The 23,402-nt window shown below is 37.3% G+C and carries 24 protein-coding genes; 4 read left to right on the top strand and 20 right to left on the bottom strand.

Features of this window, described 5'->3' with window-relative positions; genetic code table 11:
• Positions 1-2: 2 nt before the first annotated feature.
• From IJ535_RS01000 to IJ535_RS00970, 7 genes are all read right to left on the bottom strand, one after another.
• Complete coding sequence (locus tag IJ535_RS01000; protein ID WP_294297551.1) at positions 3-653, bottom strand: PilZ domain-containing protein; 651 nt, start codon at positions 651-653, stop codon at positions 3-5.
• Positions 654-742: 89 nt separating this feature from the next.
• Positions 743-1,597: a bifunctional 5,10-methylenetetrahydrofolate dehydrogenase/5,10-methenyltetrahydrofolate cyclohydrolase gene (locus tag IJ535_RS00995; protein ID WP_294297548.1), complete on the bottom strand. Its 855-nt coding sequence runs from the start codon at positions 1,595-1,597 to the stop codon at positions 743-745.
• Positions 1,598-1,609: 12 nt separating this feature from the next.
• The gene (locus tag IJ535_RS00990) at positions 1,610-2,224 is read right to left on the bottom strand and encodes a cyclodeaminase/cyclohydrolase family protein (RefSeq protein WP_294297545.1); all 615 of its coding nucleotides are present in this window, start codon (positions 2,222-2,224) and stop codon (positions 1,610-1,612) included.
• Between the two features lie 45 nt (positions 2,225-2,269).
• Positions 2,270-2,446: a hypothetical protein gene (locus IJ535_RS00985; RefSeq protein WP_294290881.1), complete on the bottom strand. Its 177-nt coding sequence runs from the start codon at positions 2,444-2,446 to the stop codon at positions 2,270-2,272.
• A 66-nt stretch (positions 2,447-2,512) separates the two neighbouring features.
• A complete protein-coding gene (locus tag IJ535_RS00980; protein ID WP_294297542.1) occupies positions 2,513-2,995 on the bottom strand; it encodes a GGDEF domain-containing protein in 483 nt (160 codons plus the stop codon).
• The gene (locus IJ535_RS00975) at positions 2,937-4,184 is read right to left on the bottom strand and encodes a hypothetical protein (RefSeq protein WP_294297539.1); all 1,248 of its coding nucleotides are present in this window, start codon (positions 4,182-4,184) and stop codon (positions 2,937-2,939) included. The genes IJ535_RS00980 and IJ535_RS00975 overlap by 59 nt, the downstream gene beginning before the upstream one ends.
• A gap of 19 nt (positions 4,185-4,203) precedes the next feature.
• Entirely contained in the window at positions 4,204-5,133 is a 930-nt protein-coding gene (locus tag IJ535_RS00970; RefSeq protein ID WP_294297536.1) for a carbohydrate kinase family protein, read from the bottom strand.
• A gap of 126 nt (positions 5,134-5,259) precedes the next feature.
• On the opposite strand from IJ535_RS00970, the gene IJ535_RS00965 reads away from it, so the two are divergent.
• Positions 5,260-6,192 carry a GTP-binding protein gene (locus IJ535_RS00965; RefSeq protein ID WP_294297533.1) on the top strand — a complete coding sequence of 311 codons (933 nt, stop codon included), beginning with the start codon at positions 5,260-5,262 and terminating at the stop codon, positions 6,190-6,192.
• A 37-nt stretch (positions 6,193-6,229) separates the two neighbouring features.
• Here the strand turns inward: IJ535_RS00965 and IJ535_RS00960 are convergent, their stop codons facing one another.
• The 4 genes from IJ535_RS00960 to IJ535_RS00945 form a co-directional block, all read right to left on the bottom strand.
• Positions 6,230-7,471, bottom strand: coding sequence for a 3-isopropylmalate dehydratase large subunit (locus IJ535_RS00960; protein ID WP_294297528.1), 1,242 nt, complete (start codon positions 7,469-7,471; stop codon positions 6,230-6,232).
• An 11-nt stretch (positions 7,472-7,482) separates the two neighbouring features.
• Entirely contained in the window at positions 7,483-7,974 is a 492-nt protein-coding gene (locus IJ535_RS00955) for a LeuD/DmdB family oxidoreductase small subunit (protein WP_294297659.1), read from the bottom strand.
• Between the two features lie 146 nt (positions 7,975-8,120).
• Complete coding sequence (locus IJ535_RS00950) at positions 8,121-9,368, bottom strand: 3-isopropylmalate dehydratase large subunit (protein ID WP_294297527.1); 1,248 nt, start codon at positions 9,366-9,368, stop codon at positions 8,121-8,123.
• Between the two features lie 448 nt (positions 9,369-9,816).
• Positions 9,817-10,284, bottom strand: a complete 468-nt coding sequence (locus IJ535_RS00945; protein WP_294297524.1) for a LeuD/DmdB family oxidoreductase small subunit — start codon at positions 10,282-10,284, stop codon at positions 9,817-9,819.
• A gap of 153 nt (positions 10,285-10,437) precedes the next feature.
• Between IJ535_RS00945 and IJ535_RS00940 the strand changes: the two genes are divergently transcribed.
• On the top strand, positions 10,438-10,956 hold the full coding sequence (locus IJ535_RS00940) for a YgjV family protein (RefSeq protein ID WP_294290859.1): 519 nt from the start codon (positions 10,438-10,440) through the stop codon (positions 10,954-10,956).
• A gap of 17 nt (positions 10,957-10,973) precedes the next feature.
• On the opposite strand, the gene alr is transcribed toward IJ535_RS00940, so the two are convergent.
• From alr to IJ535_RS00900, 8 genes are all read right to left on the bottom strand, one after another.
• Complete coding sequence (gene alr / locus IJ535_RS00935) at positions 10,974-12,143, bottom strand: alanine racemase (RefSeq protein ID WP_294297520.1); 1,170 nt, start codon at positions 12,141-12,143, stop codon at positions 10,974-10,976.
• Between the two features lie 59 nt (positions 12,144-12,202).
• Positions 12,203-12,937, bottom strand: a complete 735-nt coding sequence (locus tag IJ535_RS00930) for an amino acid ABC transporter ATP-binding protein (protein ID WP_294297518.1) — start codon at positions 12,935-12,937, stop codon at positions 12,203-12,205.
• 10 nt (positions 12,938-12,947) lie between these two features.
• Positions 12,948-14,450, bottom strand: a complete 1,503-nt coding sequence (locus tag IJ535_RS00925) for an ABC transporter substrate-binding protein/permease (RefSeq protein WP_294297515.1) — start codon at positions 14,448-14,450, stop codon at positions 12,948-12,950.
• Positions 14,451-14,550: 100 nt separating this feature from the next.
• Positions 14,551-15,297 (bottom strand): sce7726 family protein, encoded by a 747-nt coding sequence (locus IJ535_RS00920; protein ID WP_294297511.1) that lies wholly within the window; start codon positions 15,295-15,297, stop codon positions 14,551-14,553.
• A 16-nt stretch (positions 15,298-15,313) separates the two neighbouring features.
• On the bottom strand, positions 15,314-16,126 hold the full coding sequence (locus IJ535_RS00915) for a hypothetical protein (RefSeq protein WP_294297509.1): 813 nt from the start codon (positions 16,124-16,126) through the stop codon (positions 15,314-15,316).
• Positions 16,127-16,249: 123 nt separating this feature from the next.
• Positions 16,250-17,548 carry a phosphopyruvate hydratase gene (eno, locus tag IJ535_RS00910; protein WP_294297506.1) on the bottom strand — a complete coding sequence of 433 codons (1,299 nt, stop codon included), beginning with the start codon at positions 17,546-17,548 and terminating at the stop codon, positions 16,250-16,252.
• A 214-nt stretch (positions 17,549-17,762) separates the two neighbouring features.
• A complete protein-coding gene (locus IJ535_RS00905) occupies positions 17,763-19,436 on the bottom strand; it encodes a methyl-accepting chemotaxis protein (protein WP_294297502.1) in 1,674 nt (557 codons plus the stop codon).
• Between the two features lie 99 nt (positions 19,437-19,535).
• Positions 19,536-20,288 (bottom strand): M15 family metallopeptidase, encoded by a 753-nt coding sequence (locus IJ535_RS00900; RefSeq protein WP_294297498.1) that lies wholly within the window; start codon positions 20,286-20,288, stop codon positions 19,536-19,538.
• Between the two features lie 649 nt (positions 20,289-20,937).
• On the opposite strand from IJ535_RS00900, the gene IJ535_RS00895 reads away from it, so the two are divergent.
• Both IJ535_RS00895 and IJ535_RS00890 read left to right on the top strand, forming a co-directional pair.
• On the top strand, positions 20,938-21,711 hold the full coding sequence (locus IJ535_RS00895; RefSeq protein WP_294297495.1) for a hypothetical protein: 774 nt from the start codon (positions 20,938-20,940) through the stop codon (positions 21,709-21,711).
• 87 nt (positions 21,712-21,798) lie between these two features.
• Entirely contained in the window at positions 21,799-22,734 is a 936-nt protein-coding gene (locus tag IJ535_RS00890) for a hypothetical protein (protein WP_294297492.1), read from the top strand.
• A 69-nt stretch (positions 22,735-22,803) separates the two neighbouring features.
• On the opposite strand, the gene IJ535_RS00885 is transcribed toward IJ535_RS00890, so the two are convergent.
• Complete coding sequence (locus tag IJ535_RS00885) at positions 22,804-23,244, bottom strand: selenium binding protein (RefSeq protein WP_294297489.1); 441 nt, start codon at positions 23,242-23,244, stop codon at positions 22,804-22,806.
• Between the last annotated feature and the right edge of the window lie 158 nt (positions 23,245-23,402).

The raw sequence follows: 23,402 nt of genomic DNA, 5'->3' as shown, positions 1-23,402 counted from the left end.
CCCTAAGATTGTTTTTTATCCATTCCTTTAAAGCAAAGATACGCTAAAAGCTTATTATCACGCTCTAGCACTTTGCCTGCATACAAAATTCCACGTTCTTCCGCTTCTGCTCTAACAATCCTAGCCTTGACCGCTAAACTGAAATCAGAAGAATTGGCATTATCAGCAAAATTAATTTCCACTATATCTCCGATTGTAACTCTGTAAGAATTTCCAATAAATGATATTCCACTATCACTAATATCCAGAACTGATATTGAAAATCTTCTTCCATCCTCCATAAGAGCGGAGCCTGGAGTCTTTACGCTAACCCTTCCATCTTCTCTTCTCTCACTGGATGCTGCAATCTTCCCAAATGCCCTTGCATCTATAGCATAATAATCAACGCCTTTGAAATTAACCACATTAACGCTTAAATTACGCCATACCACACGGCCTTTAGTGTTAGGGTCAATACAATGCAATAGAAAGCTCATGCCTTGCGGCGAACCGTTTTTAAAATCAACCACCTGGCCATTGTACATATATGGCTTAACAAGAACCCCGGTTCCATTGTTAGTACCAACAACCTCTGTTTTAAATTCAAAGGATGAATCCACTATAATAATTTCAAGAGTAACCTCTTGTCCTGCAACCAATTTATCGATTGTCATAATTCTTCTCCCGATAACATTTATATTAATATTCTACCTAATTAATCGGTCTTTTTGAATTAAAAATTCATTTTTAAGCAAACTTTTTATTAAGAATTCTGTCTAATAGCCGCCTCTATAACATGCTTAACAAGAATGCTTGTGGTTACACCACCCACACCACCTGGTACAGGAGTGATTGCATCCACAATCCCTTCAGCTTCCTCAAACTTAACATCGCCACAAAGCTTATTTTTTTCGCTGTTCCAGCTAATTCCTACATCAATAACAGTCTGGCCTTCTCTAAGGTAATCTGCACCAACGCTTTCCATCTGGCCTGAAGCTACCACTACTATATCAGCATTCTTCGTAATGCCAGGAACGTCCACTGTCTTAGTATGGCAAATAGTAACTGTGGCATTTTCATGCATGAGAAGCATAGCAATAGGACGGCCAATGACTAGCGAACGACCAATAACTGCTACCTTCTTTCCTGACAATGGTATATTATAATATTTAAGAATTTCCATGGCCGCCTCAGCAGTACATGGAGAAAATCCAAGATTGGTATTAGTAAACACCCCTGCTAATGATAAATCTGTGGAACCATCAACATCCTTTGCTGGAGATAACATATTTCTAGCCTTAGCTTCATCTATATGCTTTGGAAGCGGTCTAAACATAAGTATTCCATGTATTGTTATATCATTATTTAATTTATCTAAAGTATCAAAAAATTCTTCTTCCGTAACATCTATAGGTAAAGCAACAACCTTTACATCTACCCCAATCAACTGGCAACGCTTGATAGCACCACGTTCATAAGAAAGGTCATCAGCCTTTTCTCCAACCCTTAGAATAGCAAGTGTAGGATTAATTCCTTTAGTCTTAAGCTCATTTACCTTTTCGCTAAGCTTCCCGTTAAGATTTTCAACAACATCTTTTCCCTTAAGTAATTTTGCCATGTGTCCTCCAATTTATAATCGTGATATAACATCTAAATATATTCTATCTGCCTTTGGAATATATATATTTAATAGTTCTTCAACCTTGCAATCAAGCTCATTGGCATAAGCTCTGTTCTTCATAAGCTTAGTGTTAACCTTTACATTAACTGCCGCCCCTTTCATTGCTCCCGAAAGTAGGGCTACTCCTGTAGCAGCATCACTAATCATTATTTTAGAACCTTTATTTGCAAATTCTTCCTGCAAATCAATAGCCTTACCACATAGCTCCAAAATCTTAAAAGGTACAGCTGCAGCATCCTTTAGGCATTTTTCCATAATGGCATCTCTTTTTGGATCATCCTTTGAAATAGAATATGCTTTAGATAATGGTTCAAATGCCTTAGCATCTTCATCAATACATTCCAGCAACTGATTTTGAAGTATCTTCGCTTCAGTCATCAAAGCTTTTATATCTTCCTCAACATCAGCATAGGTTTTCTTGCCTACTGTGAATTCTCCAACCATATCTCCAAGGGCTATGCCTATACTAGAGACTAAGGCGCTTGCTCCACCCCCTCCTGGAACTGAGGTTTTGGATGCAAGCTGATTAGTAAATTCTGTAACGCTAACATTTAATAAGCTCATAACAATCCTCCTAAAAAATAAAGACCTTGGACATCCTCCAAGGTCTCAATCACCTATAAAATCAAAAATTGTCATCTGATTAGAATCTGCGACTAAATTCTCGTAGGTCTCCTGTTCCTCAGCAGTCATCTCTCGCTGAAAAACGTATGTCTCTTGTTTTATGACGCCATCCATATCAAAATACATCTGCCTGTATTTTGTTTTATTAGTATTATCTAACATTATTCTTTGCCCATCTATTAATTATAAAATCAATTATAATTCTATCATACTAGGGCAAAATTTCAATTAATTCTTTCTACGTTCATGGCCTGATTGTGAATAAAATTTAGACTTGTCTATAAGCATATTATCATCAGCTATTTTACATAATTCTTCTGCAGAAGCATCAGGATAATCCCTTGTTGAAGCCACGCCGATAGATGCTGTAAAACCATTAATCACTTTACCACACCATGTTTTGGCAATTGTATTGAACTTATCAATTCGTCTTTTTAACTCTATTTCAGAAGCAACAAGCATAACAACAAATTCATCGCCGCCTATTCTACTGATTATAGCCGTAGAGCTATCTTCAAAGGCACCATTAAGACATTCTGCTGTAGCTCTCAAAAGCTCATCACCTGCATCATGGCCATAATTATCATTATAATATTTAAGTCTGTTTACATCTAAAAATACTACTGCGGTATCTTTCACAAGCTCCTTATCTTCAATAGCTTTTAGCTCCTCGTAAAAAATATCTTCTGTTTGTAAGATGCGTAAGTTCATCAGTATATGCAAATTCTCTAGCCTGAACAAGCTCCTCCTGTTCTTCAACTCTGATACTAATCCTCTTGTATATAACACCCACCTGTGTAGAAATGTATATGATAAGTCCTACAACAATAATGACGTTATAATTGCTATCAATATTGTTTATGTACATTGCAAGGGCAACAAGGCATATCAATAAAAATAACAGATTACCAATAGCAATAATACGACGTTCCGATTTTCTTTTTGCTTCTTTAAGACTGGTGTATGAATAATAGCAAGCCAAGGCAGCTATAAGCAAAGCGATGCCATGTCCAATAATTACTATTTGCCCCCAATCAAGAATTCCAACTAAGCTGAGGATAAATAAAAGAAGAATAGTCATTGAAAAAATGCCATCAACCACATTATCCCAAAAGCTTATTCTAAAATTAACCGCTCTAACTAATTCCAAAAACGCTAATGGCATTAATAAGAAAACAATTATTTCAAGGATTGCAAAGCCTGTTCCATTTCCAAATATGACATATAATAATCTGGTTTGACACATTAACCACATACTTGAAAGTATAGCAAATAATCCTGCATAAAGTAGTGCTTCAAAAGATAGCCTTCGCAGTATATGAGACCTCTTAAGGATATAATAAGCTGCAACTATCGATTCGCAAATGCCGAAAAATGCTAAAATCACTGCTATAGATATTTGTAGCCATTTACTCTTAAGAATATATATGCCGTAACCAGAACGAGTTGTTATTACAGAGCCATATATCTCTGCTCCATATAAAGATTGTTGTAGATTAATATCAATATCTATAGTCTTTCCAGAGTACTCTGGCTTCATCCCTACATGTATTTCCTTTTTACCTACATTGGAAGAAACATTAAATAACTTATGGTCTAAGGAACGATATACCTCTTTTCCATCAATATATACTACAACATCTTCATAGTAGCATTTAAAAACCAAGAACTGGTCTCCATAAACAACCGGCAAAACATTGCTAATCCTAAATACATCCTCAGCCTCATAAGGAAACTTTACGTCCACACCATTTATATTCCAGCCACTTGAGTAATCTATAAAATTTTCTTTTAAAGTATCATCTTCCTGATTAGAATAAGCAAATCCCAATAATTCTACAAAGATAATCAAAATAACATAGATTGCTGCTATTATCTTTCTTAAAAACCCCTTATCCATAGCTCACCCCACAATTTTACTAGTTTACAGGTGCCTCTATTCCAAATTCACTAGGTAAGAATCTAGGACAAACATTGTCCGATGTAACAATAACAGATGCTGCAAGTGTAGAGCCTATCTCACATGCTTCCTGCATAGTCTTTCCATAAGTAAGACCAATTGTCACTCCTGCAAAGAATGAATCCCCGGCTCCTGTTGTATCCTTAACATCTACATTTCTTGCTGGTACAAATCCTGTATTTCCATCTATATCAGCATAAACCGCACCCTTACCACCAAGGGTTACAATCATCTTTTTAATCTGAGCTCCCTGAATTTTTTTAGCGATGATATCCTCCATCTCCTCAGGTGTCTTCTCAGAATAATCATCCATAAAAAGAATGCCAGCTTCCTGTTGATTACATACAAAGCATTCTACATTTTTCAGAAAATCTCTACGCTCAACTGCAATGCTCATGTTTGAAACAGCTGCATAAACCTTTAGATTATACTTTTCTGCATATTTGAACACCCTCTTGATGGTGTCCTTTTCCATGTCAATCTCAAGGGCAATACTATCTGCGTCCTTAAAGATTTCATCCCCTTCTTCATCAAGAATATTATTAATCATTGAAAGATCAGGTCGCTTTGAAATAGACGCAACCACATCTCCATGATTATCAAATACGGCAAGCCACTTACCCATTCCATCAGGAGTGCGGCGCACAAATCTTGTATCGACCTTGTGGTTTTTAAGCTTTTCCAATACGCCAGTACCAATACCACTTTCATCAACAAGACTTACAAATGTAGGTCTAAGCTCAACATTTGCTATATCTTCAACAACATTTCGACTAACTCCACCATGTACCTCTTCCACTGTTCCAACATTTCTTCCTGCTGGAATATAGCTAGATGTGGAATGTCCCTTAATGTCAATAAAAACTGCTCCTAAAACTACGATACCCATAAAATTTCCTCTTTCTTCAATTTATAATCTATCCGATTATAACACTCGTAGTTATATTAGCAAAGATTTGTGTAAAATTTATTGCAAAATATGATAGAATTTGAGTATTCAAGTGAGGTAATAATAATGATAAAAGTAGATTTGATAACAGGATTTTTAGGTAGCGGTAAAACTACCTTTCTAAAAAAATATGCAAAATATTTCATGGATCAGGGCATGCGCATTGGCATTCTTGAAAATGATTATGGCGCAGTAAATGTAGATATGCTTCTATTAAACGAACTTAGAGGAGAAAATTGCGAGTTGGAAATGGTTGCTGGGGGCTGTGACGCTGATTGCCACAGGCGCCGATTTAAAACAAAGCTGATTTCTATGGGAATGAGCGGCTATGATAGAGTTATTATCGAGCCTTCAGGTATCTTTGATGTAGACGAATTCTTTGATTCACTTAGGGATGAACCACTTGACAGATGGTACGAAATTGGAAATGTAATTACAATCGTTGATGCAAAACTTGATACATCCCTATCAGATGATTCACAATTTTTCCTGGCCTCCCAGATTGCCAATGCAGGAATTATTCTTCTAAGCAGAAGTCAGCTTGCATCTGATGAGCAGATAAAAGATACCATCTCTCATTTAAAGGCCGCAGCAGAAAAAGCCAACCTTAGTAAAAATATAGATGATATCATATTTACCAAAGATTGGAATGAAATAACTTCTTCTGATTTTGATATGATTTCTAACAGTGGCTACAGCACTCATTCATATATTAAGAAGCTTGGCACAGATGATACTGACTACAAAACTGTTTATTTCTTAGAATTGCCAATTATTAAAGAGGGTCTGAAAGAAAAAATCAACACTCTTATGAATGACTTAAGCTTTGGGAAAATACATAGAGCCAAGGGTTTCTTTAAAGAAAATGATACATGGTATCAATTTAATGCCACAAAAGAAGATTTTGAGCTAACAGAAATGCCAGTAGGTCAGGAAGTATTTATTGTAATCGGAGAAAACTTAAATGAACAGCTTATAAAAGAACAGCTTACAAAATAAAAACAGCCAGTGTCTTATAAAAGGCACTGGCACTTTTTTATGAATTAACAATTTCTCCTGCAATAGCACTTTTGGCGGCTGTCACAGGGCTTGCAAGATATATCTTAACCTTACTTGTTCCCATTCTTCCTAAGAAGTTTCTATTGTTAGTAGCAACAACCACTTCATCATCTGAAAGGATTCCACCACCTCTACCACAGCAAAGTCCGCATCCAGGTGTTGTGATTATACATCCAGCATCTGACAAAATTTCAATAGTACCATCATGTAGTGCCTCTCTGTATATCTTACGGCTGGCAGGTGTAACAATCATCTTTACAAATTCTACCACATGCTTTCCCTTAAGTATGGCTGCAGCAGCTCTTAAATCCTCTAATCTTCCATTAGTGCAAGAGCCCAAGAACACCTGATTAACCTTTGTACCGGCAAGCTCTGATACTGGCTTAATATTATCAACAAGTGATGGGCAGGCACAAACTGGTACAAAATCCTCTGCTCTATATCTAAGAATTCTAGAATACTTCGCGTCATCATCTGCCCTAAGGGCCTTAATTTTATCATCATAAGGAATCTTACAATAATCACAAGTCTTCTCATCTGGTACAAAAATACCGCATTTAGCACCAGCCTCAACAGCCATATTAGACATAGTCATTCTACTTGCAACACTCAAAGCATCCACTGTACTACCTGTAAATTCCAGTGACTGATATGTTGCTCCGGATGCTGTCAAATCACCAATAATCCTAAGAATAATATCCTTAGATGTAACATTACCTGGCAAAGTTCCATCAATTTCAATCTTTATTGACTCTGGTACCTTTATCCAAAGCTCACCTGTTCCAAGAATTCCAGCCATTTCTGTATAACCAATGCCTGTGGAAAAGGCTCCCACACAGCCATAAGTAACAGTGTGGCTATCTGTACCAAATGCAATATCACCTGGCTTAACATAGCCTGCCTCAGTCATAAGCTGATGACAAATACCATCTGTTCTGTGAACATTCTTGATACCATATTTTTCAGCAAACTCATCACCTACTCTAAAATGTCTGCTATCGTCTACCTGCGTAGCTGGAAGAAAATGATCATAGATAAGCACAACACTATCAGGATTTGCTACCTTACTGAATCCCATTTCTTCAAACTTTTGTACTGCAAATGGCACCATAATATCATCGATCATGCACCAATCTACAGAAACGGTAACGATGTCGCCTGGCTTTACATCATGTCCTACTTTATTTCCAATTATCTTTTCTACTAATGTATGTCCCATACTATCTCCAATTATTCCAAACCATTCTTCTTTCTCATTGCCTTTACAAGTCCGCCTGCTTCAAGTATCTCCAGCAGATTATCAGGCAGTGAGGCTATAGTATATGATTTTCCATTTACCTTTATTTCCTTACCTGTTTCTACCTCTGCAATATCTCCTTCATTGACCTCATCATACAAATCAGGCTGCTCAATAAGAAGAAGTCCGTTATTAATGGCATTTCTAAAAAATATTCTTGCATAGCTTTTAGCCACTATACATGATATTCCAAGAGCCTTTACCACCTCAGGGGCCTGCTCTCTTGATGAACCGCAGCCAAAATTGTTGCCTGCAACTATCATGTCTCCTGGCTGAATCTGGCCTGCCAGCTCTGGACGCAGTGGACTGAATGCATAAGGCTTCATTTCTTCCACAGTCTCGTAGGCCAAATATTCTGTAGGCAGAATAATATCTGTATCTATATCATCTCCGAGTTTCCAAATCTTTGCTTTAAACAATTCAATCTCCTTATCCGCATCCAAATATACTTTTTCAAAGCTCCCGGAAGCCATCTCCCATCTCAGAACCTTTGACTAATGTCAAAGAACCTGAGCGGGGCCCTCTTCCTCGCGCCTGCATAGTTTTTCTATGGATGCTCTAACAATAAACCTTAAATCTTATCTGCACTTATGATATATCCACGTACGGCGGATGCGGTGACGGTGGCGGCGCTGGCAAGGTAGACGAAGGAATCCTTGTGGCCGGCACGTCCTTTGAAGTTGCGAGTGCCGGTGGAAATAAGAGTCTCCCCTTCTCCGATGACGCCTTGGCAGGCTCCCCAGCATACAGAACAGTTAGGGTTCATTACCATAGCTCCTGCTTCCATAAATATATCAAGCAAGCCTTCCTTAAGAGCCTGCTTATATACGGCTCTACTTGCAGGAACAACTAAGAATCTAACCTTGTCAGCCACATGCTTGCCCTTAATGATAGCAGCCCCTACTCGCAAATCCTCTATACGTCCATTGTTGCAGCTGCCAAGAAAAGCTTCATCTATCTTAGTACCCTCGCATTCACTTACAGGTACTACGCTATCCACAAAATGAGGCTTAGCAACAATTGGTTCAATCTCTGCCATATCAATATCAATAACCTGTGAAAACACAGCATCATCATCTGATTTGAAGATAGCCTTTGGTTGTCTACCGTGCTCCTTCAGATAATCAAGTGCTACATCATCCACTTCCATAAGGGCGGTCTTGGCTCCGGCCTCTACACACAGGTTACAGATAGATATTCTGTCAGCCATAGAAAGATGTGCCATGCCATCCCCTACAAATTCCATAGCCTTGTAGTTAGCACCATTTGCAGAGATGCGTCCAATAATAGTAAGAATCAAATCCCTGGCATATACACCTTCTCTTAGCTTTCCATGCAGATTAATCCTGATAGTCTCTGGCACAAGCAACCATGATGTGCCTGTTACCATTGCATAAAGATAATCAGTACAGCCTACACCTGTTCCAAAGGCACCAAGTGCACCGTAAGCGCATGTGTGTGAATCAGCTCCAAATATCAGCTCGCCCGGTCGCACATGATTTTCCATCATAACCTGATGGCACACGCCCTCACCTTCATAAAATGTAATGCCATGTTCCTTAGCAAAATCTCTCATTTTTTTATGACTTGCCGCAGTCTTTGGACTATCTGATGGGATATTGTGATCAATTATCCACACAAGCTTATCCACATCTGCAATATGAGGATGCTTTAAATTATTATACATATCTATTGTCAAATGAGTTGTTCCGTCATTTGACATTAATCTATCTAAGGTAACTGTTTCAATATCTCCAGCTTTACAGCTTTTTACACCTGCCGCTGCTGCGATAATCTTTTCAGCCATTGTCATTCCCATAATTATATCTCCTTTTTAGTCCGCATAGTTACGTAAACAAACATTATATTTCAACGGTCAACTAACATGTTTCCCTTTTGAAATATAATTTTTGTTTACTACTATGCTCTTCTAATACTGAACTCCGCATAGTTACGCAAACAAGCATTATATTTCCCCGTTCAACTAATGTTTCACTAAGGAAATATAATAGCTTGTTTACTACTATGCTCATCTAATAATTTACTACGCTTCTTACATTAACAATAATTAATTCTCTTCCAGTCACTAGATGTTCCTTTCAGAGAATAAATCATAGGTTTTTGTTTTTCATCAGAAAAACAAGAACCGGACATAGACCAATATTTTCTATAAGAAAATATTGCTTGGCGAAGCCAAGTTCTTGTGGGCTTTTTCCTTAAGTAGCCCACAAGAAGTCATTGTTAATTAGAAGCTCTTCTAAGTATTCTTACTTGTTCAACGATGCGATTAGACCGCCCTGATCCAGGATTTCCTGCATTTTAGCAGGGAGCTTGGTGCAGGAATAGTTCTTTCCCCCTGTGGTGATAATTCCATTTTCAAGGTCCAGCTCCATATCATCGCCCTCATTAACAGCATCATATAATTCTTTGCTAACGATTACAGGCATACCAATGTTAATAGAATTTCTATAAAAAATTCTGGCAAAGGATTTGGCAATAACAGCTTTAACCCCAAGAGCCTTTAGCACGCTAGGAGCCTGTTCCCTTGAAGAACCGCATCCAAAATTCTCATCAGCCACAACAAAATCCCCAGGGGCTACACTTCCTGCAAACTCACTGTTTAGGGATTCAAATGTATGCATTTTCATTTCATCTATAGTTGGAAATAGTAGATACTGTGATGCGATAATCTGATCTGTATCTACATCTTTATTGAATTTAAATACTTTACCCATAACAAGACTCCTTAATATATTTTCCCTATATTCTACCTTAATTCTTTAGCAATTTAAAGGGGTAAATCATCTGTTTTCCATTTAGGACTTTAAATAATATTAATATTGCATTATCATATTAAATACAATTTTAATTATTTTAGGAGATATATCATGAATTTAGTTTTAGTTGGAAGAATTTTTTCAATATTAGCATGTATCCTTATGGTAATTATAGGATATCTCAAGCATAAGAAAACAATACTTTGGGCACAGAACCTTCAGTTTGTTTTATTTTCCATTTCATACGCCTGCTTAGGTGGAATGGCTGCTGTTGTAGGCAATATGGTAAGCTTACTTCGAAACCTTATCTGTTTAAAATGGAATCTTACATTGCCACTTCAGATTTTCTTTATTGCTTTCCAAGGCGTATTTACATTCATCACCACTGATAACAGATGGATTGATTGGCTTCCATTCGTAGCCGCAACATGTATTACACTGTCACTTCGTTCTAAGAAGGATATCATTATTAAGCTTGGCTGTATCGGTAGTATCCTTTGCTTTGGCACTTATGATTTCTTCCTTAAGAACTGGATTGTTTTTGCATTTGATTGCTTCTCAATGGTTACTAGTCTTATTGGTGTTTACCGAATCACATTTGATAAAAAAGAAGCAGAAGAGACCTTTTAAAGGCTCTTCTGCTTTTTTTAGAATCTAAGCATTAACTCGCGCTCTATTTCTTCACCATTTCTGTAATATATTCTTGGCACTCTCTTGCTAACAGCACATGTAAGCTCATAAGGTATAGTTCCTGCGCTTGCCGCTAAATCATCTACCGAATTGTTCTCACCAAAGATTTCTACTTCACTTCCTACATCAACAGTCGGCATATCTGTAATATCTATCATACACATATCCATACAAATCTTACCGCGAAGCTTAGCAGGACCTTCCTTTGTAATAAGTGAACAATTGTTAGAAAGACTTCTAAGGAAACCGTCAGCATATCCATAAGGAAGCACTCCCACTCTGGTGGTTTTATCTGTTACGTAAGTTCTGCCATAGCTAATGGCAGTGCCTTCTGGATAAATCTTAATAGTACTAACAGTAGTTTTAAGAGTCATGGCAGGACGAAGATTCATCTCACGGGCGAATTCACCGTAGCCATATAATAGTAAGCCTGGGCGCACCATATCAAGATAGGTCTCTGGAAAACGCGCTGTAGCACCAGTATTAGCACAATGTCTAATTTTAAATTTATGGCCTAATCTTTCCTCAACAGATTTAATTACGCTTGTAAATAATTCAAACTGATGCTTAGTATACTCATCATTGTTCTCACCAAATTCATCGGCTACAGCAAAGTGAGTGAAGATTCCCTCAGCATCAAGTCCAGGCAAACCACATGCTTCTGCAATGCCATTAACTCCAGTATCAAAATATGTATTGTCGCATAGATAGCCAAGTCTAGACATACCTGTATCTACCTTAATGTGAACCTTAAGTATTCCACCACACTTAACAGCCTCTGCACTGTATTCATCTGCCTTAGCCTTACAGGTAATAGCCTGAGTAATATTATATTCAATAAGACGACCAACCTGCTCTTTTGGCGTATGTCCAAGGATAAGAATAGGCATTGTGATTCCATTTGAGCGAAGCTCTAATGCCTCATCAGCACTGCTGACGGCCAGATAGTCAGCACCTAATTCCTGTAATAGACGACCTACCTGAATGCTACCATGTCCATAGGCATCAGCCTTAACTACGCCAAGAAACTTAACATCGCTTCCGATTTTTTGTCTGATTACTTTATAATTGTGGGCTATTGCATCAAGATTAATCTCAGCCCATGTTCGTCTAAGTGTTGATTCCATTTTAGTATTGCTCCTAGTATTTATTTAAACAATACTATTATATCCTTTTATGAAAAAAACTAAAGTACCTTTGATAAGAAGTCTTTTAATCTTTGACTCTGAGGATTCTCAAAAATATCCGATGGAGTACCTTGTTCCTTTATTCCCTGCTCATCAAAGAATAAAACTCTATCTGCCACTTCTCTTGCAAATCCCATCTCATGAGTTACAACCACCATTGTCATTCCATCATCAGCAAGCTCCTTCATTAAAGAAAGAACCTCCTTTACCATCTCTGGATCAAGTGCACTGGTTGGTTCATCAAATAAAATCACCTCTGGATTCATTGCAAGAGTACGAGCAATTGCAATACGCTGCTTCTGTCCACCTGATAGGCTATCAGGGTATGAATCAGCCTTATCAGCAAGCCCCACTCTGGTTAATATCTCCATGGCCTTCACATCAGCCTCAGCCTGTGTCATTAAACCAAGCTTTACTGGTGCAAGTGTAAGATTCTTTTTGATTGTAAGATGTGGGAATAAATTAAAATGCTGAAATACCATTCCAACTCTTCTTCGAACATCATCAATATCCACACCCTTTTTTGTAATATCTTCCCCATCTAGATAGATTGTTCCTGCTGTCAATTCTTCCAGCTGATTAAGGGTTCTAATAAAGGTAGATTTGCCGCAACCACTAGGTCCAATGATAGCAATAACCTCTCCTTTTTCAATCTGCATATTTACATTCTTCAAAATCACATTTTCACCAAATGATTTTGAAAGATTTTCAACTTTTATTAATACCTCTGCCATATTTACTCCTCTACTGCTCATTCTTTCTAAGCTTCATTTCTAATTTGGAAACACCAAAATTCAGTAATTGCACTATGCCAAGATAAATAAATGCAACTGCAATCAGTGGCATAAATGCCTCATAGGTGATGCTTCTGATAATATCGCCACCACGTGTCAAATCCATAAGTCCAATATATCCACAGATTGAAGTCTCTTTAATAAGAGAAATAAACTCATTAGCAAGTGAAGGTAATACTGTCTTAATAGCCTGTGGCAAAATAATAATTGTCATTGTCTGTTTGTAGTTAAGTCCAAGGCTTCGACCTGCCTCCATCTGACCAGCATCTACCGACATAATTCCACCACGCATAATTTCTGCAACATAAGCACCTGAATTTATGGCAAATGCGATAATTGCAACTAAAAGCTTTGGAACATTAACAGCCTTAAATACTACATAGTAGATGATTAAGAGCTGAATCATAATAGGTGTACCACGGATGATTGTAAGATAAAGCTTGCAGATTGCATTTAAAAGCTTGAAGCCGCCAGTCTTGTCGTAAGTAACACGTACGATTGCAACTAAAAAGCCGATAATCATACCAGCAAGTACGGCGCAAAATGCGATGATAAGTGTATTTAACAAGCCTTTTAAAAGGAATGTGTATCTGCTATCATCCACAAAGTTTCTCTTAAGATTTGCAACAAAGCCAAGGCTATCTCCTGAAAGAGAATCATCTTTTACAATGATTGCCTGCTTGGTAGTTACATAAGAATCCGAGAAATTAATAGACTTAAGTCTTTCCTCTGTCATTGTCATACCAGCAATACCAACATCAGCCTTATGAGAAGAAACCGCATTAATAATACTATCAAACTCAATATCCTCAATCTCTACCTTGCGGCCAAGCTTGTCACCGATTGCTGTGATAAGTTCCATATCGATACCAACGATTTCACCATTTTCGTAATACTCGTATGGTGGGAAGGCAGCATTTGTTGCAACAACAAGAGTACCATTATCGTAGGTAGTGCCTTCTGGTGTTACATAAGGGCAAGTCCCCTTTGTATCATCACCAATATAATTAGCAGTAATTTGCTCTACTATTCCCTCTTCCTTAAGCTCTGACAAAGCGGCGTTCACTTCGTCTAAAAGCTCATTGTTATCCTTTGCAATACAGATAGCATATTCTTCCTCTGTAAATGGCTCATCCAAAATAGTAAGAGTAGGCTCATTTGCCGTACTTGCAATGGCAGGCTGCTCGTCTACAATTACACAATCAACCTTGCCCTGCTTAAGAGCCTGAATAGCATCTGCAATTTTGTTATATCTATCAACAGTTGTACCTGCCTCATCACCTTCATAATCTGATGCATACAAATCTCCAACTGTACCAAGCTGTACACCGATTTTGGCGCCTTCCAAATCATCAGCAGATTTAATTTGTTTTGTTTCAGTTGCTTTGTTTCCGCAGCCTACAAGCATTACAGCGGACACAAGAACAAGCAATGATAATAATTTCTTTTTCATGTATATTTATCCTCTATCAATGTATTTTTATACATTATATCACAATTTAATTATAAAAAAAGTATCTAATTAAACACATAATCAGATACCTTCTTTATAATTATTTGTTAGATTTTGCCAAACGCCTTATCCGTCTGACTCTTGTAGATTTCTTAGGCCCACGCTTTCTAGGATTATGCGCCTTTCTGTATTCAGCAATCTCAGCAAGTAATTTTTCATAATCTCTTTCAAATAATAATTCACTTACCTGGGCATTCAAATCATCTACATCAATTCTTGTTTCAGGAATTACTAGCTCACGGCCATCTAATTTGGCTGTTCTTTTTATTCTTGTGATTTCAGCCTTAGTAAGAGGAAGCTTAGTCCACTCCATTATAGTTTTTCTAATAAATACTTTGCTTTTGCCAGGGTACTTTGGCATTTTGTATCGCTCTTGCAAAAGCGCAAGCTCAGGCCGCCACAAAAGCTCCAACTTTCTATTAAGCTTCATTTTCTTGTTAAGTGTAGGCCTTCTCAAGAAATAAAAATCAGCCTTTTCTTCCACCTCATCCACTGTAATGATTCCCCAGTGCTCTGGGATATGGTCGCCTACATGATTAGCGTGAGAGGTGCCAACCACCACTATATTATAATCAAAATATTTATCGTAGTCCTTTATCTGACTTTCCAATCGTACATAAGTATCTGCATCAGATTTTATTTCAATCCCAACAAGGGTCCCAGTGATTACCATAATCACATCAGCTCTCGAGCTTCCCATCATCTTCTCTTCTATGATTCTGGTTTTGCCATATTCACATTCTAAAAAATCAAACAGAGGCTCCCTTATATCTTTATCCTTTAACATAGCTGCTCCAATAGATTTATTTCATGGAATCTATCTTAGCAAGTATCGCTTCATAAGATTCACCGCCATTTTCCAATCCAGGTGTAACACTATTAGTATCAATGTATTTTAAAAGCTTTTCATCATATTCATCCTGACTAGAAAGCTCTTCTCCATTTATCTCCCAATAAGAAATAATAGGATTGCCATTTTCATCAAAGCTATCCTCTGCCCAAATATCCATAGGTCTGCTGGTTCCATAGGCTATTTGAACCCAAAATCCATCTTTAATAGCCACTACATAATCATTTAATACAGAATCAGCAACAATATTCTCATGTGCAATCACATTGTTTGTACCCTTTATGTACTGAATATCCTGCAACTGGCTTGAAAATAAATTAACTGTAGAGCCTGTAAATGTAGCAATTGCAACCTGGTCATCGTATGTTTTATAAACAAGCTCGGGAATTTCATCCCCATCAACATAAATTAAAGCATAGCTATGTTCATATCCATCGTTGTTGCAATCTTCAATCAAAGCCTTGTAGCCTTCCTGCCAGCTTTCGAACTCTGTGACCTCAGCATCCCCCTGTTTCTTGTAAGACGCACCAATTCTATCACCTATCTCAAACGCTTCGTTATATTCATCTGAGTGACTTGCATTTTCAACAACCTCTATTGTAGCATCATCATTATTTTCTACTGCTTCATCATCCTGTACATTTTCTGTAGTATCTACCTTCTCATCAAGTATCTTAGGACCATTATCTTTTGCCTGCTCCAAGCCACAAGCTGTAAACAGTGCTGTAGCTCCTATTAAAATCATAGATAAAACCTTCTTTTTCATATTCCCTCCTGATTACTTTAATATACAAGCTACATTATAACTGATTTCAAAAAAAATCGCAGTCTAAATTAATAGACTGCGATTTAAAATCAAGAACTTAAAATATTCATTTACAAAATACTTTTACTTTACGTTGAATGCATCCTTACCTGGATAGCATGCTGCGCCACCAAGCTGCTCTTCAATACGAAGAAGCTGGTTGTATTTAGCAACACGCTCTGTTCTTGAAGGTGCACCTGTCTTAATCTGGCAAGTGTTAAGTGCTACAGCAAGATCTGCGATTGTTGTATCCTCTGTCTCACCACTTCTGTGTGAAGAAATAGCTGTGTAACCAGCCTTGTGAGCCATCTTGATAGCCTCAAGTGTCTCAGATACAGAACCAATCTGGTTAAGCTTAATAAGGATTGAGTTACCACAACCATTAGCAATACCCTTTGAAAGACGCTCTGTGTTTGTAACGAAAAGGTCATCACCTACAAGCTGAACCTTATCACCAATCTTAGCTGTCATCTTCTGCCAGCCTTCCCAATCCTCTTCATCAAGACCATCCTCAATAGAGATGATTGGATACTTCTCTACAAGAGCTGCCCAGTGATCAATAAGCTCATCTGTTGTAAAGTCCTTACCAGACTTTGGCTGATGATAGAAGCCCTTGCCCTTTTCAGACTTCCACTCGCTAGATGCAGCATCCATAGCAATCATGAAATCCTTACCTGGCTCAAAGCCTGCTGCCTTAATAGTCTTAAGGATTGTCTCAATAGCATCCTCATCGTTCTTAAGAGAATTAGGAGCAAAACCACCCTCATCACCAACTGCTGTTACATCTCCCATATCCTTAAGAATTGCCTTAAGAGCATGAAAAACCTCAGCACACCAGCGTAAGCACTCGCTAAATGAAGGAGCACCAACAGGCATAATCATAAACTCCTGTGTATCTACAGCACTATCTGCATGAGCACCACCATTTAAGATGTTCATCATTGGAACTGGAAGCTTAGTGCCCTGTACACCACCAAGGAATCTATAAAGAGGAATCTCAAGCGATGTAGCAGCTGCTCTACAGCAAGCGATTGATGTAGCAAGGATTGCATTTGCACCAAAGTTAGACTTATCCTTTGTGCCATCAGCCTTAATCATAGCTGCATCAATTGCATAGATGTCAGATGCATTCATACCACAGATAACCTCTGCAATAGGTCCGTTGATGTTATCAACAGCCTTCTTAACACCCTTACCTAAATATCTATTTTTATCTCCATCGCGAAGCTCTAATGCTTCGAATTCACCTGTTGATGCACCAGATGGAGCCATACCTCTTCCAACAGTACCATCAACAAGAGTAACCTCACATTCTACAGTAGGATTTCCTCTTGAATCAAGAATCTCTCTACCTACAACCTTTTCAATCTCTAAGTAATCCATAAATTACTTCCTCCTTCTTAAATTCGGGAACTCCCAATTGGTAGCAACAATATAAGGGAGTTCCACAATGATTTACACATAGGTTAGCATTTCCTAACCATAAGTAGATTAACAGAACTATGTAAAATCGTCAAGAATTTTAAATAGGGAATTAGAAAAATTTTATATAAAAAAGAGGGCCGTTATATTTGGCCCTCTAATAGATATACATTATTTATCTTTTAAGATTAAACTTTTCAACTAATCCCTTAAGTGAATTAGCATGCTCGTTCATCTCGTAGCTTAATGCAAGTGACTCCTCTGATGTAGCTGCATTGTTCTGTCCAACAGAAGAAATCTCACCGATGTCATTTGACATTTCCTTAACTGATTCAGCCTGTGTATTAGATGCCTCAGCAATAGATTTAACCTTGCCAGCAATTCCCTGAACCTGGTCAACCATGTCATTAAGCTTTGTGGCTGTATCATTTGCTATAGAAATACCAATTTCTACGTTTCTTAGGGAAGCGTTAATAAGCTCTGCTGTATCCTGAGCTGCCTCCACTGTCTGTCCTGCCAGCTTTGAAACCTCTCCTGCAACAACTGCGAAGCCCTTTCCTGCCTCACCAGCTCTTGCCGCCTCAATAGAAGCATTCAGTGACAACAGGTTAGTTTCATCTGCGATTTCATTGATTGTATCAATAATCTTTGAAATCTCCTGAGAAGATGATGAAATGGCATCCATAGCATTTACAACATCCTGCATCCTCTTATTGCCTTCTACAATATTTTCTGCAACCACCTCAACCTCTTTTGAAATAGTTGTGGCATCTGTAGAGCTGTTAGAAATCTGATCTGTAATTCTATTTACTGTAACTGACAAATCGTCAACGATATTTGCCTGAGATGTAACTGTATCTGCAAGGTTTTGTCCTGCGCCAGCAATCTGGTTAGCACCATTTGATACCATATCAGATACTTCCATAATCTCCGTCATAGAATCAGATATCTGCTGTGAAAATGATTCGATTGCATTCTGGATATCTCTAAAATCACCATTAAAATCTCTATCAAAGGCAATATCGAAATTGCCCTGTGCCATGGTAGACATCTTGTTTCCAATCTCATCGATGTAATAAATCAGCGATTCAACTGCTGTTCTAAGCTGATTTGCAACTCTTCCAATTTCGTTATCAGCATCATAATCAATATCTACATGAACATTGCCCTTAGCGATCTCTTCTGTAGCCTTTGCAAGAACATCCAAATCCTCTTCTATTTCTTGAATGAGGGCTTTGCTCTTTTTCTTATTAATTGTTGTGATTACAATAAGTCCTACTATTAAAACAACAACTGCAGCGCCTATAATAACAAGAATTATTCTATATTTACCAGCTGCAGCTTTTTCTGCAAGTGTACCAGTTTCATCCAAAGAATCTGCTAAGGTCTCTGATACATCATTAAGTGTAGAATTATAATATTCTAAAGCGCTCTCAGAATCTCCATTTTCTACTAAAGCCAACATCTCAAAGGAAGCATCCTCAAAGGCTTTCCAATTAGTTGTAAGCTGAGCACCTAACGTATCGTTGTTAAGGTTCTTGGAAATAGTAGAAAAATATCCCTCAATCTTAGGGAATCTTTCCTCCAAATCCTCCTTCTGCGCAGCTGTAACCTCAGAATCATTAGATGCAACAGCAAGAAGCAAACGCTTATTAATTGTCTGCACATCCTTTCTGATTTCCATCTGGTAGGTTTCGGTTACAAATTGCACATTGTAAAAGCTATAAATATTAACAAAAATCACGGCCAGGAATATTGCCATTATCAAAGTTATTCCTTGAAACAGCTTGATAGTAAATGACGAAAAACCATTTAGTGCCTGTGCTATTGTCCCCTTCTTCTTATTCATACCTTTTCCTCCAATACATTATGTATATTAATACACATAAACCCTAATACAGTAATTATAAAAGAAAAGGCTTATCTATAGGCTTTTTTCACATTTTTTTTATAATTTTTCTTTTACAGAGGATGCGCTTACTGAGAATGTGAAATAAGTATTTTGATATGGTTCATTAGCAAGAGTAAAATGCCACCACTCTTCTGCCAATGGATTAAACCCATGACGAAGCATAACATCTCTTAAAAGCATGCGGTTTGCATACTGTTCTTTAGTGATGCCAGTGTAGTCAGGATGGCTAAGCTCTCCGAAGTAATCGAAGGTACCGCCCATATCAACGTCCTTTCCTGTTCGCATATCAAACAAAGTAAGGTCTACTGTACTTCCACGGCTATGACCAGAATGCTCAGCAATATATCCCTGTGGAAATAATACATTCTTCTGAAGCTCTGGATAGAAATACTGCTTCATTCTTGTATCCTTAGAATCCTGTGCCCAGTTTACAAAATTAGTAACTGCCATCTGAGGTCTATAGGCATCATAAATCTTCAATCTATAGCCCTTTGCTACAAGTTCATCACTGGCTGCCTTTAAAGCTGTAGCAGCTTCTTTTGTAAGTAGCGCCACTGGCTCCTCATACCCCTCTACTCTATCCCCTATAAAATTATATGTTGAATAATAGCGAATTTCTAAAATTGCATCAGGTACAGCATCACTTAACAATACGAAATCTGATGCATCTGCAGAATAAACAATAGATTCTTCAGCATTTGATTCCATAGGAAATGAGAATAAAATAATGATTGCACTAAGAGATAATGCAGATAATGTTCTAAACACTTTTAAGCCTTTTTGATACATGTTTTTCTCCTCCATTGCTAATAGCTTTCGCTTAACTCCTCTTAACATGTATCAAGATAACATTTGGATTGTCACAATAGTATCACAATGACAGATGTTGCCATTGGTTCTGTCTGGTTTCTGTCACAAGCTTCCCCACAAACCCACATTTTCCGTTACATCAGTGACAGGATTTCACCGATTCTGGCTTGTTTCTGTCACAAACTTTCTCACAAACCCACATTTTTCGTTACACCTGTGACAGGATTTCACTGATTCCAGCTGATTTCTGTCACAAACTTTCTCACAAACCCACATTTTTCGTTACACCTGTGACAGGATTTCATTGATTCTGGCTTGTTTCTGTCACAAACTTTCTCACAAATCCACATTTTTCGTTACCCTTGTGACAGAATTTCATTGAATCCGGCTAATCTCTGTCACAAACTTTCTCACAAACCCACATTTTCCGTTACCCTTGTGACAGAATTTCATTGATTCTAAAATAATCTTTTTTTAATATGGAATCCCCTGCTCTCGCAATGTTATATATTTAACGCATGTATCATTTACAATATCAATATATAACTTTTACTTGACTATTATTCATTACTATGATATTTTTTAATTCGCTCGGCGTGTCGTTTTTTATTTCATACAAAAAAATTAAATGAATTACAATTTAAAAAATCTATATCAAGAATTAGATAAAATCGAAAAGGAGATTTTATCTCTCCCCAAAGGTAATCTATTAGTATATCCAAATGGAAAATGGCATAGATGGTTTTATTTAAATAACACCACTAGACAATATATTTCCAAAAAAGATTATTCTTTTGCAGCAAAGCTTGCTAGGAAAAAATATCTTGAACTTAAGAAAGCATTAATCCTTGCCCAGATTGATGTTATCAACAATGATTCCACTAAAACTTTTGAAGCTGCACGTTGTGAACTTCAAGAATTATTGCAAGACAAAGGATATGACTATCTGTTAAAACCCTACTTTAACAAGATTCCCACTGATGATTTAATTAATTGGCAATCATCATATAATTCCAATCCGAAGAGCCCTGAGCAATTGACCTTTCAATGTCCTTCAGGTAATTTAGTGCGCTCAAAATCAGAAGTTTTTATTGATATGGCACTATCAAGCAATGCTATTCCTTACAGATATGAATGCGAACTCATTTTGAATGGAATCAAGTTCTACCCTGATTTCACATTAAAGCATCCTGTCACAGGCGAAATTATTTATTGGGAACATTTAGGAATGATGGACAATAATGATTATGCCAAAAAAGCATTTTCAAAACTTCAGACGTACCAGGCCAACCACATTATCCCTGGTGAGAACCTTATACTTACCTTCGAATCAAGAAATAATCCTTTCTCATTTTCTGATGCCGAGCTTGCTCTTAGCATGATAGGAATCAAAAATAGCTAGCCGTTATAAAAGGTGTTGTTTTTTTTGTAAAGGGTGTTATTATAACGCTGTAATTAATGAACCTTTTTTTCGGAGGAATGAAATATCATGAAAAATAGTTTTGTAAAAATGATGACACTTGTAGGTATGGTTGGTATGATGTCTTCTACTGGACTTGTAGCACACGCTGCAGAGGCACCAGCTACTGCTCAGACACAGACAGTTAAGCAGAATCTTAATGCTACAGTTATCGCAAAGGTATTTGATGCCAAGTATTACGCTGAGGCTTATCCAGATGTAGTTGCAGTGGTAGGATCAGATCCAGCTGCATTACTTAATCATTATGTAACAAGCGGCATTTATGAGGGCAGGGATGCTTCAGCTACATTTAATATGTCAGTATACGCTCTTGCAAATCCAGATCTTATCACAGCTTTCGGTTCAAACTACCAGGCATTCATTAATCATTATGTAACAAGTGGTATTAAGGAAAACAGAATTGCTTCAGCAGATGCACTTTTAAAGCAGGGTCCTAAGGCAATTGCAACACTCGCACAGCAGAATGATCAGATTAAGAGCACATCCAATGTTGCTGGTAATACATTCGCTTATACAGCTCCATCAGTAACACCTGAAGTCACAGGTCTAGTAGCCGAAGCTCAGCAGGCTTATCAGAGAGCTCTTGATTTCATTAATGGTGGACATGATGTTTCAGAACTTGGTCTTGATAAGGCAGGTTGGACAAATGAGAGCTATTTAAAGCACTATGAAGCAGCTACAAGAAATGTTTATTACAATCCAGTAACAGGTACATCACAGGCTTACGGCACAACAGTTATTGACTACAGCCGTCCACTTAATGGCGATGGTGCTAAGTATGGTTATGAGGGCACATTTGTTTCAAGTTCAGGTTTTGGTAGCACAGTATATTGTGCCAACGATGCTCAGACCGCAGCGGCTGAAGAATACGCAAAAAACGACACTTCTTGGTCAGATCAAATGCAAGCTGAAGGTTGGACAATTGTTGATACTATAGTAGAATAATTCTTATTTCAATAAAAGCACCCTTATTTCAAATTTTGAAGTTAGGGTGCTTTTAAAAGATTTAATATTTTAACAAATATCAATTGTGTTTTTTAGACTATTTCGATATGAATTTAATTTTATAGATAGATTATCATTTTTGAATATAAAGTCTTCTAAATAATCTTTTGTTATCTCAAATTGAATATTTCCATCTTTAATCTTGGTTTTGGTTCCCAAAATTTGTTCTCCTGTTTTAGAAGTAATTCTAAATCCATGTATAATACGATTTCTCATATTTACGATTGCTTTAAAATCGTTCGCAATATCCTCATTAATAGATTGCTTAATAATATCATATAAATATCCAGACTCTTTATCAGTTAATTCGTACCAATCGTATTCACAAGTTTCATTATATAAGATATTTTCAATAACAAAGCTATTATTGGATGAAAATGCAGACATAGCGATGCCTAGTAATTTTAAATATTCTTCATCAGGTAAAGAGATATGAACTACTTTATTCATATTGCACACCTACCTTTCGGATGTAATAACTATAATCATATTATCTTCGTCAATCACTTTCTTGTATTTTGGACTGGTATAATCGATACTTAAAGGATTTACTTCATTTCCATCTAAATATACTTTATATTTGCCTGTTTTGACTTTCTTCTGAATAT

The sequence above is a fragment of the Pseudobutyrivibrio sp. genome (genome assembly GCF_017471675.1).
In the GTDB taxonomy this organism is placed as follows: domain Bacteria; phylum Bacillota; class Clostridia; order Lachnospirales; family Lachnospiraceae; genus Pseudobutyrivibrio.
The sequence above is the reverse complement of the archived record's forward strand: the minus strand, read 5'-3'. Positions and strand labels throughout refer to the sequence as shown.

What these genes read in the sequence shown, in the direction of transcription:
- IJ535_RS01000 (WP_294297551.1), bottom strand. Translation starts at nt 653, where the DNA reads ATGACAATCGATAAATTGGTTGCAGGACAAGAGGTTACTCTTGAAATT.
- IJ535_RS00995 (WP_294297548.1), bottom strand. Translation starts at nt 1,597, where the DNA reads ATGGCAAAATTACTTAAGGGAAAAGATGTTGTTGAAAATCTTAACGGG.
- IJ535_RS00990 (WP_294297545.1), bottom strand. Translation starts at nt 2,224, where the DNA reads ATGAGCTTATTAAATGTTAGCGTTACAGAATTTACTAATCAGCTTGCA.
- IJ535_RS00985 (WP_294290881.1), bottom strand. Translation starts at nt 2,446, where the DNA reads ATGTTAGATAATACTAATAAAACAAAATACAGGCAGATGTATTTTGAT.
- IJ535_RS00980 (WP_294297542.1), bottom strand. Translation starts at nt 2,995, where the DNA reads ATGAACTTACGCATCTTACAAACAGAAGATATTTTTTACGAGGAGCTA.
- IJ535_RS00975 (WP_294297539.1), bottom strand. Translation starts at nt 4,184, where the DNA reads ATGGATAAGGGGTTTTTAAGAAAGATAATAGCAGCAATCTATGTTATT.
- IJ535_RS00970 (WP_294297536.1), bottom strand. Translation starts at nt 5,133, where the DNA reads ATGGGTATCGTAGTTTTAGGAGCAGTTTTTATTGACATTAAGGGACAT.
- IJ535_RS00965 (WP_294297533.1), top strand. Translation starts at nt 5,260, where the DNA reads ATGATAAAAGTAGATTTGATAACAGGATTTTTAGGTAGCGGTAAAACT.
- IJ535_RS00960 (WP_294297528.1), bottom strand. Translation starts at nt 7,471, where the DNA reads ATGGGACATACATTAGTAGAAAAGATAATTGGAAATAAAGTAGGACAT.
- IJ535_RS00950 (WP_294297527.1), bottom strand. Translation starts at nt 9,368, where the DNA reads ATGGGAATGACAATGGCTGAAAAGATTATCGCAGCAGCGGCAGGTGTA.
- IJ535_RS00945 (WP_294297524.1), bottom strand. Translation starts at nt 10,284, where the DNA reads ATGGGTAAAGTATTTAAATTCAATAAAGATGTAGATACAGATCAGATT.
- IJ535_RS00940 (WP_294290859.1), top strand. Translation starts at nt 10,438, where the DNA reads ATGAATTTAGTTTTAGTTGGAAGAATTTTTTCAATATTAGCATGTATC.
- alr (WP_294297520.1), bottom strand. Translation starts at nt 12,143, where the DNA reads ATGGAATCAACACTTAGACGAACATGGGCTGAGATTAATCTTGATGCA.
- IJ535_RS00930 (WP_294297518.1), bottom strand. Translation starts at nt 12,937, where the DNA reads ATGGCAGAGGTATTAATAAAAGTTGAAAATCTTTCAAAATCATTTGGT.
- IJ535_RS00925 (WP_294297515.1), bottom strand. Translation starts at nt 14,450, where the DNA reads ATGAAAAAGAAATTATTATCATTGCTTGTTCTTGTGTCCGCTGTAATG.
- IJ535_RS00920 (WP_294297511.1), bottom strand. Translation starts at nt 15,297, where the DNA reads ATGTTAAAGGATAAAGATATAAGGGAGCCTCTGTTTGATTTTTTAGAA.
- IJ535_RS00915 (WP_294297509.1), bottom strand. Translation starts at nt 16,126, where the DNA reads ATGAAAAAGAAGGTTTTATCTATGATTTTAATAGGAGCTACAGCACTG.
- eno (WP_294297506.1), bottom strand. Translation starts at nt 17,548, where the DNA reads ATGGATTACTTAGAGATTGAAAAGGTTGTAGGTAGAGAGATTCTTGAT.
- IJ535_RS00905 (WP_294297502.1), bottom strand. Translation starts at nt 19,436, where the DNA reads ATGAATAAGAAGAAGGGGACAATAGCACAGGCACTAAATGGTTTTTCG.
- IJ535_RS00900 (WP_294297498.1), bottom strand. Translation starts at nt 20,288, where the DNA reads ATGTATCAAAAAGGCTTAAAAGTGTTTAGAACATTATCTGCATTATCT.
- IJ535_RS00895 (WP_294297495.1), top strand. Translation starts at nt 20,938, where the DNA reads ATGAATTACAATTTAAAAAATCTATATCAAGAATTAGATAAAATCGAA.
- IJ535_RS00890 (WP_294297492.1), top strand. Translation starts at nt 21,799, where the DNA reads ATGAAAAATAGTTTTGTAAAAATGATGACACTTGTAGGTATGGTTGGT.
- IJ535_RS00885 (WP_294297489.1), bottom strand. Translation starts at nt 23,244, where the DNA reads ATGAATAAAGTAGTTCATATCTCTTTACCTGATGAAGAATATTTAAAA.